The sequence below is a fragment of the Desulfobulbus elongatus DSM 2908 genome (assembly GCF_000621145.1).
Classification (GTDB): domain Bacteria; phylum Desulfobacterota; class Desulfobulbia; order Desulfobulbales; family Desulfobulbaceae; genus Desulfobulbus; species Desulfobulbus elongatus.
Window position 1 is genome coordinate 1 of the sequence record NZ_JHZB01000015.1, and the last position, 13,314, is coordinate 13,314.

Annotated in this window: 19 protein-coding genes and 1 tRNA gene; 16 read left to right on the forward strand and 4 right to left on the reverse strand. The window is 57.1% G+C overall.

Annotated elements, in window-relative coordinates:
• A tRNA-OTHER gene (locus Q362_RS23525) sits at positions 1-146 on the reverse strand.
• Between the two features lie 24 nt (positions 147-170).
• Between Q362_RS23525 and Q362_RS0108565 the strand changes: the two genes are divergently transcribed.
• Together Q362_RS0108565 and Q362_RS0108570 are read left to right on the forward strand one after the other, a co-directional pair.
• Positions 171-476: a hypothetical protein gene (locus Q362_RS0108565; protein WP_028318346.1), complete on the forward strand. Its 306-nt coding sequence runs from the start codon at positions 171-173 to the stop codon at positions 474-476.
• Positions 477-585: 109 nt separating this feature from the next.
• Positions 586-861, forward strand: coding sequence for a hypothetical protein (locus Q362_RS0108570; protein ID WP_028318347.1), 276 nt, complete (start codon positions 586-588; stop codon positions 859-861).
• 918 nt (positions 862-1,779) lie between these two features.
• Here Q362_RS0108570 and Q362_RS0108580 read toward each other — a convergent pair.
• The 3 genes from Q362_RS0108580 to Q362_RS23530 form a co-directional block, all read right to left on the reverse strand.
• Positions 1,780-2,991, reverse strand: a complete 1,212-nt coding sequence (locus tag Q362_RS0108580) for a hypothetical protein (RefSeq protein ID WP_028318348.1) — start codon at positions 2,989-2,991, stop codon at positions 1,780-1,782.
• 165 nt (positions 2,992-3,156) lie between these two features.
• Positions 3,157-3,699, reverse strand: a complete 543-nt coding sequence (locus Q362_RS0108585; protein ID WP_028318349.1) for a hypothetical protein — start codon at positions 3,697-3,699, stop codon at positions 3,157-3,159.
• A gap of 383 nt (positions 3,700-4,082) precedes the next feature.
• On the reverse strand, positions 4,083-4,328 hold the full coding sequence (locus Q362_RS23530) for a hypothetical protein (RefSeq protein WP_157469983.1): 246 nt from the start codon (positions 4,326-4,328) through the stop codon (positions 4,083-4,085).
• Between the two features lie 69 nt (positions 4,329-4,397).
• On the opposite strand from Q362_RS23530, the gene Q362_RS0108600 reads away from it, so the two are divergent.
• The 14 genes from Q362_RS0108600 (at position 4,398) to Q362_RS24980 (ending at position 13,177) form a co-directional block, all read left to right on the forward strand.
• Positions 4,398-4,649 (forward strand): hypothetical protein, encoded by a 252-nt coding sequence (locus tag Q362_RS0108600; RefSeq protein ID WP_028318352.1) that lies wholly within the window; start codon positions 4,398-4,400, stop codon positions 4,647-4,649.
• A gap of 15 nt (positions 4,650-4,664) precedes the next feature.
• Positions 4,665-5,180, forward strand: coding sequence for a hypothetical protein (locus Q362_RS0108605; protein WP_028318353.1), 516 nt, complete (start codon positions 4,665-4,667; stop codon positions 5,178-5,180).
• Positions 5,177-5,395, forward strand: coding sequence for a hypothetical protein (locus Q362_RS0108610; RefSeq protein WP_028318354.1), 219 nt, complete (start codon positions 5,177-5,179; stop codon positions 5,393-5,395). The genes Q362_RS0108605 and Q362_RS0108610 overlap by 4 nt, the downstream gene beginning before the upstream one ends.
• Positions 5,392-5,703: a helix-turn-helix domain-containing protein gene (locus tag Q362_RS0108615; protein ID WP_028318355.1), complete on the forward strand. Its 312-nt coding sequence runs from the start codon at positions 5,392-5,394 to the stop codon at positions 5,701-5,703. The genes Q362_RS0108610 and Q362_RS0108615 overlap by 4 nt, the downstream gene beginning before the upstream one ends.
• A 33-nt stretch (positions 5,704-5,736) precedes the next feature.
• Positions 5,737-6,258 carry a 3'-5' exonuclease gene (locus tag Q362_RS0108620; protein WP_028318356.1) on the forward strand — a complete coding sequence of 174 codons (522 nt, stop codon included), beginning with the start codon at positions 5,737-5,739 and terminating at the stop codon, positions 6,256-6,258.
• Between the two features lie 13 nt (positions 6,259-6,271).
• Positions 6,272-6,484: a hypothetical protein gene (locus Q362_RS19860; protein WP_035216165.1), complete on the forward strand. Its 213-nt coding sequence runs from the start codon at positions 6,272-6,274 to the stop codon at positions 6,482-6,484.
• Positions 6,485-6,569: 85 nt separating this feature from the next.
• Positions 6,570-7,238, forward strand: a complete 669-nt coding sequence (locus tag Q362_RS22180) for a DNA cytosine methyltransferase (RefSeq protein WP_084312490.1) — start codon at positions 6,570-6,572, stop codon at positions 7,236-7,238.
• Between the two features lie 306 nt (positions 7,239-7,544).
• Positions 7,545-7,910 carry a hypothetical protein gene (locus Q362_RS19870; protein ID WP_157469985.1) on the forward strand — a complete coding sequence of 122 codons (366 nt, stop codon included), beginning with the start codon at positions 7,545-7,547 and terminating at the stop codon, positions 7,908-7,910.
• A 2-nt stretch (positions 7,911-7,912) separates the two neighbouring features.
• On the forward strand, positions 7,913-8,113 hold the full coding sequence (locus tag Q362_RS24245; protein WP_028318358.1) for a hypothetical protein: 201 nt from the start codon (positions 7,913-7,915) through the stop codon (positions 8,111-8,113).
• The gene (locus Q362_RS0108645; protein ID WP_028318359.1) at positions 8,110-8,322 is read left to right on the forward strand and encodes a hypothetical protein; all 213 of its coding nucleotides are present in this window, start codon (positions 8,110-8,112) and stop codon (positions 8,320-8,322) included. The genes Q362_RS24245 and Q362_RS0108645 overlap by 4 nt, the downstream gene beginning before the upstream one ends.
• A gap of 99 nt (positions 8,323-8,421) precedes the next feature.
• The gene (locus tag Q362_RS0108655) at positions 8,422-10,848 is read left to right on the forward strand and encodes a phage/plasmid primase, P4 family (protein WP_028318360.1); all 2,427 of its coding nucleotides are present in this window, start codon (positions 8,422-8,424) and stop codon (positions 10,846-10,848) included.
• 28 nt (positions 10,849-10,876) lie between these two features.
• Positions 10,877-11,449: a hypothetical protein gene (locus Q362_RS23535; RefSeq protein ID WP_035216166.1), complete on the forward strand. Its 573-nt coding sequence runs from the start codon at positions 10,877-10,879 to the stop codon at positions 11,447-11,449.
• Positions 11,431-12,573 (forward strand): phosphoadenosine phosphosulfate reductase family protein, encoded by a 1,143-nt coding sequence (locus Q362_RS19880; protein ID WP_211248469.1) that lies wholly within the window; start codon positions 11,431-11,433, stop codon positions 12,571-12,573. The genes Q362_RS23535 and Q362_RS19880 overlap by 19 nt, the downstream gene beginning before the upstream one ends.
• On the forward strand, positions 12,566-13,177 hold the full coding sequence (locus Q362_RS24980; protein WP_084312492.1) for a hypothetical protein: 612 nt from the start codon (positions 12,566-12,568) through the stop codon (positions 13,175-13,177). The genes Q362_RS19880 and Q362_RS24980 overlap by 8 nt, the downstream gene beginning before the upstream one ends.
• Positions 13,178-13,314 lie beyond the last annotated feature (137 nt).

Consider the following 13,314-nt stretch of genomic DNA (forward strand, 5'->3'; position numbering starts at 1 on the left):
TGGTACCGGAGGTCGGAATCGAACCGACACGGGGTCGCCCCCGCTGGATTTTGAGTCCACGCATATTCACTATAATTATTTATATTTTTCAACGTGTTACTATCAACACCCCTTGTCTTTCTCCTTTTTTGTTCCACTGTCCGTGCGCCCTTTTACTTTACAGGGTAGCCATGATCGACATCGTCATCAACGAAGGCTCTACCTCCTACCACACCCTGCATTTTCTCAGCCCCGATGGCCGCACACATGTACAGCCCGAGGCCCTGCGCTACTGTTACAACTCCTCAAACGGCGCGGAAATCATCCCCTGGACATCACTGCCGGCCGACGCCACAGAGATAGTCATCCCCGGCGCTGCCAACCTCATCGGCGAGGGCGAGCCCTGGCGCCACCTCACCATCGAGGCTACCCACGACGGTGGTCACATCATCACTGGGGAGGCCCGCTACCTCCTGCGCAACCTCAAGGGGCACTGATTTTCCTCGGCCCACGTTTTTCCCCTTTACAATGTATCTCAATTGAGATACATTGTAACCATAAGAGATGGCCATAAGGGCCGCTCATAGTATGCCTCAGGAGGCGACAATGATCCAGCAAGACATCACCACCCTGCGACTGAGCATCCAGCGTCATTCCACCGTTGAGTCCACAAGCGAGTGGCAGGCCGACGGCCGCCATCGGCTGTACGTCAACCTCGACGGTCTGTCCCGCCGCTACCGTGGCGACTCCAGCGCCAAGATTTGGCTCGACCTCAAAACCGGGCGGCTGTACTGGACTGGGGGCAAAGGCATAAATAGCTCGGCCTTCCTGGCTAGCCGCGAGCAATTCCTGGCCGCATTTCCGGCCACCCTCGTAGAGTAGGACAAAAAAAAGAAGAGCCAGGGCCGCTTCAGCGACCTGGCTCTTAGAAAAAACAAAACAGCTAAGGTTTCAATTCACGCCCCACGAAAGGGCGACACGTACATGATCATATTGCCCCAGGAGTCTGAGGCTGTCAAGGAGGATGTATGCCTGTCGGAGCAGTGATGTACAAACTCGGCACGTTGTGCCGAGTGCTTTGGCCTGGGGCAGGGGAGATGCCGTCAACCGTCACTGAGGTGGTCCTGACGAGGCCGGCGTCCGGATTGGCGTTGGCTCTCAAATCGAGAGCCAACGCCAACACTAAACAAGGGGCAGTGATGGATATCGTCTCCTCCTTGTCCGATATCACAGATCCTCCCAACGGAGTATCGGCTGAGGATCAGGGACAATTTTGGCTCGGCTACTATCACTACCTGACAGCAATCGAATATGCGCGTAAGTATGGGGCTACCGAGCTCTGTAGAGCTGGTGAGGCTCTGTACGGGGCCAGATGGCAGAGCGACCTCAGTAGGGCGCTGGGTCTTTCTGATCCCAGCCGGCTGCGGCAATGGCTATCCGGCGCGCGTCCTATCCCCGTCGGTGTATGGGCCGACGTCTGCACCCTCCTCCGTCAGCGCCAGACCAGCATTGATATGATCCTCGCGGGGCTTGATACAGGGACCGCTGGCTAGCCTCTGTTTATCATTTTTTCTGATACGGGCGGCCGCTCCGTCTTTTCACGCCTGTCGCAGGCAGTGGAGCATGAGCACCGGGCGTGATTCCCACCGGCTGGCCGCTTCCCAACGGTCCGGCCGACAATCCTGCACGGCAAATACCTGGCGGAGTGGTTTTCCGGGTTTTCACCCTGCCGATCCCGGCTAATGCAGCGGTTGTCCGTGTTCGTCAAGGATCATGTTGGCCTCCATTCCTGCTGTGCTTTTAGATGGAAAAGTATTCCATTCTTTCCAGTTCTTTCTGAATGTTGGGTATGTTTTCCGGGAAGGACCGGCCCGAAGATTCGTTCTCGATTGTGTTCAGCACGTTGGTTGCAGTCTCTTCGACTCGGGATTCAGGATGCAGGAAAACAGGGAAACACCCCCGGCCGCCATTGAACGTGTCCGTTAAAAAAGCATCCCACTCCGCCTTGATCGATCTGGTTGCGCTCAGGTATGGGGCCAGATCGTTTCCGGTCCGGTAGCCTTCCATAAAATCAAGAGCCAAGTCTTGCGTTTTGCTGCGCAACCACCGGACCTTTTGCCGCAGCTTTTGCCGTTCGGCCAGCGCAACCTTGAGCCCGCACTGAGACTGCGGCAAAAGTGCGCCCGCATAAAACCCATTATCGTCTTGATGCACTGATGCGAAGTTCAGCCTGTTGGTTTCCTGAGCACAAAGGGAGACGAAGGCGCTCTTGCAGCAGGATCGATCCGGATTGGATAGCAGGACCGCCTTGAGCAGTTGTTCGGCCTCATCCGGGGTCAAGGTCAAGATATCCGCGCCTGGAAGGGAGACAAAATAGTTGATTCGGGTATTGCCGCGCTGCTCTTTAGTAATGGTGGTTCGTTGAGAAAGTTTCTGCAATTTTTCAGACAACTGCGCAGGCTCTACTTCCGGTCTGATTCCTCCGGCTGGCGGGAGGAGTGCTTTGGTGTATTCAGAAGTGTGGACCTCTCTGCCTTCGCACAGAGACGCACACGGTCTTTTGGGTACGGTCAGGCGGGAGCCATCACGAGATATCTCGAAAAAACAGCTGTGGCCGTTGGTGACGTAATCGCCGATGACAAGCGAAGGGGATTCCTTTACTTTAAATACGACGCTAACTCGTTCGGCCTCCTTGGACGACGCAAAAGAAAAATTGTCTTCAATTCCTCGAAATTCAATGATGGATGAGTACTTGTCAAGCCCCGGACAGGCAGCCTCCACTTTGGGCCAGGCGGTTTCGACAAGTAACTTTACTTCAGGGGACAGACTGTCCAACTGAGTGGTTTTGCTCAGCAGCTGGCTCTTTTGCCTTTCCGTTTCAACGACCCGATCCTTTTTCTCTCTTTGCTCTGCAATTACGCCTAAAAGGATGATGCCGCCGATTATCAGCCCGGAAATGGCATAGATTCGTTTGTTGATCCGTCGTCGCCTATCGCGCTCTTCTTTTTCCATTGATCCCCCCGTCTTAAAATACCTTGAATGGCCTCACCACTTTGCCCTGGTGGCTGTATTCCCAATCGCGGCGGCCAAGTTTTACGACGATTCGCCGGCCGTGTTCATCAAGAATCATGGCATTCTCCGTTTTCGTCTTGTTTGGGTATGTTCACTTCTTGACATTTATTCACTGGAATTAGACACTTTCGATAGGGGTCCAGGTACCACATTTCCGCCGCCCCTTTTTTTAAGCGCCTCTCTCAGTTCATCTTCTTTTAGATGCTTCCAGAGCCGGTAATCTGGTTCTGTCATGAGAAACTGTTCCAGCTTGGCGGCGAAAGATTCTACTCCTACCTGGTTGTCTTCGTAGGTCTCCTCCAGGAAATCAAATAGGTATTTGAATCTGATCACAAGCTCTTTCCTTCGGCCCGTGGGGCCAGCGCTGTACGCATTCCCCGGTTCTGCAACTTTCGATGTCTTGGATTTATCGCTGGCCGTCTGAAGTTCCCGACAAAGCTCATCTTTGGTTATCGATAACCTATCCCTGACTACATCGAACCACCGCTCTGGTATCTTTTTGTCTTTTTTTGCTTTCGAGAGGTTTGTCCCTTCTATCCCAAGGATTTCTTTTGCGAATCTTGTCTGAGATTTTTTGGAAGCCTTAACCATTCTCTCAATAATTAGAGCGGCGTTTTCGTATTTTTTCCCGTTTTCTTCGAAGGGCATTATTTTCTCCTTGACCGATAGTCTATCGATAGGCTATCGGTATAGCCATGAGAGCAAACGAGATTAGGGCGGAATTGATCCGCCGAGGCATAAAGGTTTCGACAGTGGCCTCTTCGCTGGGCATTGCGGCTGCGTCTGTTTCCCAGGTCGTTGCCGGGGTTAAGTCCACTAGATACGTTCAGGAGTATATTGCCGCCGCCATCGGCCTGTCGTGGGAAAAGGTTTTCCCCGTCGACAAGGAGCCGAAATGCTGACCGCCGGCAATATATCGGCGCCTTTTGTTTTTTTAATGAGGGCAAATGGAAACTCCAGTTTGGAATGATTTTCTGAGAGAGACTGTTGGCGACTGCGTGCCGCTATTGCAAGCTTTCATGGGCAAACGCTTAATGAATGGTTCCGCTCTCATGCTTGGCGACCTCCATAACTCCACGGGCAAGCCATGCAAGGATACCGGGAGCCTCTTTTCTGAAGTCGGTGATTAGTTTTTGTGCTTCGTGGTCAGGAACGATGTCGTCCCATGTGCCGCCAGGATGAGATTTTCTGAAATGAGACAGTAGTTCTGCAACTTCTGCTTTTGGTTTTCCTGATACTTCGGAGATTGTTTGAATGAATATTTCGGCTCTTGTCATGCGTTCTTTCCGCTTTGCAAAGGCTAACAAAAATATAAGCAACTCTACCAGATAGTTTTTTTGCAAACAATGTCAAACCCAAAGCAAATCGACAAGGAAGCCACCCTCAAGGCGATCAAGGACCGGGGATATTCCGTTTTGGGGCTCGCCCGCCGGTTCCGATGGAATCCGGTGCTGTTCTATCAGACTCTCGGGGGCCAGCGCGGCAAGACCGACCGGGCCGTGGAGAGCGCCCGGATCATCGATGAGCTGGACCGGCTGGACCTGCTGGTCTATCGGGAGCAGTGCGTGCATGAGCCGCACAATACAGCGGCCGCGTGACGGGGACCATTTGTGATGACGCCTGAAAACAAACACCTGGCCGACCCGTTCGAGGTCATGGATTCCGTGCTCCGCCGCGGCGACGCCCAGCGGTTGGGGCAGCGGATGCACGTATCGGCCCAGCTCATCCGCAACTGGTGCCGTCCGCCGGAGACGGAAGAGGAGTACACGTCCACCGGCCGGCCCGGGCCGCTGCAACGCCTGGGCGAAGTCATCGACTACGTGATTATCGAGGACGGTTCTTCGGAGCGCGCCCATCCCCTCGGCCATCATATCGCCCGCCGTCTGGGCGGTGTGTTCGTGCCCCTGCCGCCGGCATGCCGATGCGTTGATTCCGAGATGCTGCGGCACATCTCGGCGGTACTGCAAGAGACCTCGGCTGCGGTGGAGAAGGTGAGAGTGGCCTGGTGCGAAGAGACGCCGCGCGCTTTCACTTGCCGGGAGACCAGGGAGACCACGGCCGCGATCCAGGAAGCCATGGGCGCGCTCCAGGCCATGATGAACTGGGTGCGGGAGCAGGCGGATAAATGAACCGGATCGGGAATGCATTGTCGGACAGGGAAAAAACCCTGATCTACGTGAGCCTGTGCCCCCATTACGGCCCGTCGCTCTGTCCGGATTGGCCGGCCGGCGTGCAGCGCGAATTGACTGCCGCCCTGGATAAATTACGGCTCGAACTGTACGGCGATCTGTCGGATGAGCAGATCCTGTCCCTGGTGCGGGGCGAGCTGAAGGTGCAATCGTGACTCAGGATACGATCGAGCGCAGGCTGGCGCAGCTCGAAGCCAAGCTCGACCGGCTGCTGGCCGCGACCGGGGACAAGCCGGCCGGGCCGAACATGAGCCTGGCCGAGGCTGCCGCGTACCTCGGATATTCCACCCATCATCTACGCCGGCTGGCGGTGGAGAAACGGATGATTCCCTGCCGGCAGGTGGGGAAAGGCGGCAAGTTGAGCTTCAGGAAAGCGGATCTGGACGCTTTCGGTCGCCAGGATGCCGTCAGGCCGGTGCGCAGGGGCCGGAAACGGCTGCCGGCCAAGATACCGATATTGTGATTTCAGGCCCTGACCACGAGGAGGCGACACGAAATGTACGATGTGATGATCGACCTGGAAACAATGGGCACCGGCCCGAACGCGGCGATAGTGGCCATTGGCGCGATTGAGTTCGACGCGGCCGCCGACAGCCTGGGCCGCGCGTTCTACCGCGCGGTGGACCTCGCAACCGCAGTCGCCGACGGTGGCGAGATCGATGCCGGCACGGTGATGTGGTGGCTGCGCCAGAGCGCCGCTGCGCGCATGGATATTTCCGGCGGCGGGCGGCCGCTGCGGCAAGTGCTCAGCGAGTTCTCGGCGTGGCTGGGGGACGGCCTCGGCGAGGATCGGCGTGTGTGGGGGAACGGGGCCGGGTTCGACAACGTGATCCTGGCCCAGGCGTACCGGCGGGCCGGGTTTCCCGTGCCATGGTTGCCCTGGAACGACCGCTGCTACCGGACGGTGAAAGCGATGCGGCCGGACGTTTTGATGGAGCGCGTCGGCACCCACCATAACGCCCTCGCCGACGCCATCTCACAGGCGCGGCACTTAATGGCGGTGCTGAGAACGATGTGAAGGAGGGGCCAACATGAGGAAGACCAGAAAATCGTGCCGGGAGAAAAAACGATATGCCAGCCAAGCGGCGGCAAATCGCAGGGCAGTTGAACTCAACCGCAAGGGCGTGCGGATCAAGCCGTACTGGTGCCCGGTCTGCGGCGGTTGGCACATGACGCACCGCTCGCCGACGGCAGTGCTGAACGAAGCCTTTGTCGAGGCGGGTCTGGCGCCTGTGTATGTGTGAGGCGCCGAAGCTCACCGTCCTCGACCTGTTTTAGGGCATCGGCGGGTTTGCGCTTGGGCTGGAGCGGACCGGCTGATTCCGCACGGTGGCATTCTGCGAAATAGAAGAATTCCCGCGCCGGGTGCTCCGTAAGCACTGGCCTGATGTGCCGATTTTTAAGGATGTGAGGACGTTGCATGCCGGAGACCTGCCCGAACCAGTTGACGTTATTTGCGGAGGATATCCATGCCAAGATCTGTCAACAGCAGGGAAACAACAAGGTTTTCATGGGGAGAGGTCGTCGCTTTACACGGAAATGCTCCGTCTTATTGGCGAGTGTAGACCAAAATACGCGATTTTTGAAAACGTCCCAGGGCTGCTTGACGGAGATAACGGGAGGTGGTTCGCAAAGTTTCTGTATGACTTGGCCTCTGTCGGGTTTGATGCGGAATGGGACAGTTTACCGGCGTCGTTCCTTGGAGCCGACCATCGTAGGAAAAGAATATGGATTATTGCTTACCCCGTCGGCGCAACAGTGGAGGGCGTGGACATTCAAAAATCCCTTCTCGCTTATACGAAAAAGGCATTCGGATGGGAACTTGCAAGAGCGGTTGATGCGTGTATACCAGCGGATGATTACGCCCGAATGCGTGGAACACATGATGGGGTTCCCGCCATCATGGACCGACTTAGAGCGTTAGGCAATGCCGTGGTTCCACAAGTGGTTGAAGTGATCGGGCGGGCGATTCTGGCCGCCACTGCTCAATACAAATAACCGCCATGAGCCGTTTGCCGGACAATATCTTTATCGTCCCGCGCCGTGGAATGATGGGCCAGATCGAGCTGGGAGCCGACTACATGATGACCGTCATGAGGCGGGCAAAAAGAATGAATCGGGTCTGCAGGGTTCATGGCCGCCGGTCCGAATTGAGGGGCACGCGACAGATGGCTCTCCCCTCCCCCTTCGAGATCAAGCTGGGCGGTCCACGTAAAACGGAAAGCCCATGAGCAACAAACCATCGCCGAGTCGCGGTGAGTATTTGAGGGGCAATTGGAAACGCGGGTGTGAGGTCGCGGGAGAGTGTTTGCCCTGTTTTACCGTAAACCTTTGGTTGACGCGATGCGGAAGAAACAAGTCGAAACAATGGAATGGCTCGGCATGCTTTCCAGGTTGGTCAGGGCCGCCGGACATCGTGTCGCAGCGGCCGATGAACACGAGCTTGCCAGATTGGTGCAGGTCCACCGTGAATTAGAGGCTGCCGTACATGTGGCGGTCGAAGGACAGCTTGCCAGCGGCAGGTCATGGACGCACATCGGTCGGGCTCTTGGCATATCAAAACAGGCGGCGTTTAAGAAATTTGCTCGAAAGCAAGGCACCCTTTGCCGAACGCAACAACCGGCGAAGGGCGCTGAGTACCCGACCATCAATCAGGCAACAGGAGCATAGCTGTGGAACGGGAAACAATCATGTGCGTGTGGCGCGAGGGCAGTTTCGATCCCGATGAACTCGTTGAGAGCCGATTTCTCGGCGGGTTGGTGTGCGCTCGGTGCGACGCCGACGAAGGGTCGAGGACTTTGGGCGAGGGCATCCGCCGGTTGAAGCATCGATCGGCCAGATCAATCGAACAGGGTGTGGGGCGGGTGAAATGACGCGGGACATCATCGCCATAGATGCGGATGCAGCCCTGATGGTTGCGAGGGAGCGGCAGCGCCGGGCCGAGGAAGGGGAGCAGATCGCCGTCCACAATTACACCCTGGCCGTCAAGCGGATCAACAAGCTGACGGCGGACCTGGTCCGCGCCCGGCAGCGGAATGCCGAGTTGTTGCGGCACACCAAGGAGGCATCATGCCCAGTTTGAAAGCGCTGATCGCCCTGGCGTATCTCTGTGGCGTGATCACCGGATGGATCGCGGCGGTCATCGCTATCTCCGCCTGGATTGCCTGACAGCGGGGCGCCGATGGGCTGGGCAAGGGATCATCTGGGCGAGGGGCAGCGCCGCGCCATCGCCAAGTCGCTGTTCGAGGTGGAGAGCGAGAAGGGCGCGTGGATGAACGGCAAGTGCCCCCTGCACGCCGATGACAATCCATCGTTCGGATACAACGCCGCCGAAGACGTGTTCCATTGCCTGGCGGCGTGCACCGACGACGGCGACCTGATCACCTTGTTTTGCCGGGTGAACGGCTACAACGACAAGGACGGCTTCAAGCGGTTCAAGGAACAGTTCGGCGACGGCTCGTACACACCGCCGCCGAAGCAGGTCGCGGCCGCGGGGAAATCCGGCAAAAAATCAGCGCAGATTGATCCGAAAATAGCGGCCGCCATCGTGGAGCACATGGCCGGCGACTGGGAGCTGTTTCCGCCGTTGCCCGATGGCTGGATCAATCGGCTGGCCACGGAGAGGGCCTGGACCAAGGAAGGCATCCGCAAGCTCGGGTTGCGGCTCCAGACGCACCGTCGGGACAAGCAGACCGGCGAGCTGAAGGAGGTGCGGGTCGAGCATCAGCGCATCGCCATTCCGGTCCACAACGACGACGGCGCGCTGGTCAACATCCGCCTCTACCTGCCGGGCGACAAGATCAAAATCTATTCCTGGGCGCCGGGCAGCGGCGAGGCCAGGCTCTTTCCCCCGCCGTCATCCTGGGCGCCGGACGGCCCGATCGTGTTGGCTGAGGGGGAGCCGGATACCATCTGCGGCATGTGCCAGGGCTTTCTGGCCGTGACGCAGACGTCGAAGACCAACAGGTGGAGCGCCGCGCATCTCAGGCCGTTCAAGGGCCGCGACGTGATCATTGCCTACGATGCGGATCAGGCCGGGCAGCGCTACGCCGAACGCGCCGCAGTCAACTTGGGCAAGGTCGCCCGGTCGGTGCGGGTGATCTGCTGGCCGGATTTCATGCTGGATGCCGCCGGCAACCTGCCCAAGGATCACGGCCAGGACCTCACTGATTTTTTCGCGCGCCACCGCCGCACCGGCAAGGATTTCGAAGCCCTGTGGACATCGGCCAGGGCGATGGAGACCGAATCTTCAGGACCGGAGTTGGGTTCGGCATGGCAGTTTTTCGAGGAAGGGGTCAGCGGCAAGATGGGCTTCAAGAGCCGCCTGCTGGCCGACCGCATCCTCAAGGATATCCCGCTTCTGAGCGATCCGCTCACCAGCCTGACCTACCGATGGTCCGGCAAATTCTGGGAGCCGTACGAAACCGATCAGGTGCGACGCCTGGCTATCGAATACCTGGGCATTGAGGCCACCAAGGGGCGGGTCGAAGACGCTGTGTTCCAGGTGCGGATGATGAGCACCATTCCGCACGGGCGGAAGCTCAACGATACGCCGGATCTGATCTGCATCAGGAACGGCATGTGCCATATCGACACCTTCGAGGTGCGGCCGCACGCCAAGGATTATTACGCCACCATTCAGATCGACGTGGATTTTGATCCGCATCATCCGGCGCGGTGCGATCGGTGGTTGCGGTTCCTGCTGGAAACCATCGTGACCCCGGCGGCGATCAATCAGTTACAGGAGTTCTTCGGGTATTGCCTCACCCGGGAGACGCGGTTCGACAAATGCCTGTTGCTGCTGGGGCCGGGCAGCGACGGCAAGAGCAAGGTTGTTAAGGTGCTACGGCAGATGGTGGGGCCGGCGAACACCGCTGCGGTGTCGTTCGAAAATTTACAGGATCAGTTCCACCGGGCGACGCTCTTCAACAAAATGCTGAACGTGTCCACCGAGATCAGCAACAAGGCCATGGAGAGCGACTATTTTAAGGCCATTGTCACCGGCGACCCGGTCAACGCGGCCTTCAAGAATGTGGATCCTTTTGAGTTCACGCCGTTTGTCAAGCTCTGTTATTCAATGAACAAGATGCCCAAGGTGATGGACAACTCGGACGGGTTTTACCGGCGGCTGCTACCTATATCGTTCAAAAACCAGTTTTTCGAGAACGCCGACCATTACCTGGAGGAAAAGCTGCTCGCCGAGTTGAGCGGCATCTTTGCCTGGTCCTTGGTGGGGCTGAAGCGGCTGCGCGAGCGCGGTGGCTTCTCGACGTGCGAGGAGACCAGGGACCTGCTGGCTGATTATCGACGGTTGAACAACCCCGTGTACGCCTTTGTCGAGGATCGCTGCTTGCTGGACGCTTCGCCAGGTTCGTACACGGATAAGGATGGCCTCTACAAGGCATATGCCACCTATTGCCGGGAAAAGGGCTATCAGCCCTATCATTACGAGAATTTTTTCCGGGAGCTGAAGGCGTCCACCGCCAGTCTCCGGGACTACAGGCCGCGCAACGGCGACGGCAAGCGGGAACAGTGCATTCGCGGCCTCATCCTCAAGCAGGGAGAGGCCGACGGGCCGCCCCTTGCCGGCTGGGGTGCCGACAGTTGATCACACTTCAAAATCATGATGGGGAACGATGGAACGCGAAGAAGTCACAATGGAGACGCTCAGGCGGTTTTGCTCTGCCAATGCCAAGGACACCGGTTTTGTCCGTCCATGGATGTCCATTCCGTTTTCGTTCGGTGGGTTCTCGTATGCCACAGATGGTGTTGTTTGCGTACGGGTGCCGCGTCTGTGTGGTTCGAGACAATTATCAGAAGATTTCCAATTTGCTTCCGCTGTTGAACATTTATTTGCTCAATCTCCGGCAGGAATATGGACCCGGCCCCCTTCAGTTCCCCTGCTTGCCGAATATAAAACCTGCGATGAATGCGACGGCCTCGGGAAAAAAAAGATGTGTCCCGAGTGCGGGGGTAGCGGCAAGATTAGAGTTCCAAGCCTGATACAGTTTGGCGATCCTGCCAGCGGCCCGATATTCGGTGGCCAGACATACGCCATCAATTCTGATGTTTTGGAAAAGATTACGACGTTGCCGGGATTGGAGATCAACACGTCTCCTGTAGATTGCGGGGTATTCCATTTTCGATTTCGTGGTGGCGCCGGTGTTTTTATGGGGGTGAGGATGCAATCGTGGAACAGATCCATCTGAACTATCAGGCGCCAACAGTGCTGGACGCTGCCGGCAATGTCCCCGTGGGAAAGACGCTATATGAGCAACGCTATGCAAACATAGTGGCTTCCGGAGAGATGCTCCGGCGATTCAAAGCGTTAGCCGCCCTCCGGGATCTCCCTTTGGCGGAGAAGATTGCAATGGCCAACTCAAGGATTCGAGAGTGGTATGAAGCCTTCGATGGGCAGGTTGCGGTGAGTTTTTCCGGCGGCAAGGATAGCTCGGTCCTGCTGCACTTGGCACGGACCATGTACCCGGATATCCCGGCTGTATCCGTGAATACGGGGCTGGAATATCCCGAGATCGTGCGCTTGGTAAAATCCACTCCGAACACTGTTATTTTGCGCCCGAAGATGCCTTTTCATCGGGTGATATCAGTCTATGGATGGCCATTGGTCAGCAAAAAGGTCGCGCTCGGCATATCGGTGCTGCGCAACCCAACAGGACGCAACAAGAATATCGTGCGACTGTATGAATCCGGAATCAACAGGTTCAACCAGCGCGTCAATGGGTTCCGGGTCCCAGACAGGTGGAAATTCCTGGTGACGGCTCCGTTTAACTGCTCGGATAAGTGCTGCGCGGTCATGAAAAAAGAGCCGATCCGTCGCTATGCACGTGAAAGCGGCCGTGTGATGATGGTCGGAACACGTGCCACGGACAGCAAGATGCGTGAGCGAGCCTACTTGCTGGCCGGTGGTTGCAATGTGTTTGATGCGAAGACACCTAAATCGACTCCGCTCGGGCCGTGGACAGAACAGGATGTCCTGGCATACATCCGCGCCCACCAGGTGCCAGTCGCCTCCGTGTACGGTGCCTTGCGCGAAAAGGATGATGGCAGACTGGAGTTCTCCGGTGTGAAAGGGACTGGCTGTGTCTTTTGTTGCTTCGGGCTGCACCTGGATGGGCCTCGCAACCGTTTTATCAAGTTGCGAGAGACACATCCGAAACTGTGGGACTATTGTATCAATAAACTCGGACTAGGGGAGGTGTTGGCTTATATGCGCGCACATTGCCCGGACAAACGAATGAAACAATGTTTTCTCCCCCAAGCTCCGGCGATTTCGCAGGGGAACCTGTGGGCACAGGGGGACGAGGATGTCTAAAGAGCGACCCATACTGTTCAACGGCCCGATGGTGAAAGCGATACTTGACTCAAGAAAAACTCAAACCCGGAGGATAATCAAGCCGCAGCCTGATGAAGTCCCCCTCGGGGTGAATTGGAGAGGATGGTGCTATCCAACCATAGAAAATTTGGGCGCAACCGCGCATTGCCCATACGGCCAACCAGGAGACAGGCTGTGGGTGCGGGAAACGTGGGGTAAGACCATCGAAGGGACAGTGTGTTTTCGGGCAGACGAGCCAATGTCTATAGTCACAAGATGGCGTCCATCCATCCACATGCCGCGCTGGGCATCACGCTTGACGCTCGAAATCACAGGTGTGCGCGTCGAGCGATTGCACAAAATTAGCACCGATGATGCGATAGCCGAGGGGCTCAACTGCTTAACAAAAGACGGGACGTTGTACAAATACGGAATAGCAGATCGTGATGGACTGCCAGGAAATGATGATTACGGCTGGCACTGGAACTTATGGAAGAGTGATCCGCGATTAGCTTACCGAACTCTATGGGAAACCATCCATGGCCCCGGTTCGTGGAATGCCAATCCCTTGGTGCTGGTGATCGAGTTTCAGAGGGCCGCGTGATGGATGGAAACAATATCCTTCTCGATTTTGCCGCCGTCCCCTCCCCGGACCCCTCCCTTTTGTTTGGCCGGCCAAGTCTGAGCCGCCCGTGGTCAGGGGTTGGTCAGGGGTTGGTCAGGGGTTGGTCAGGGTCAGCC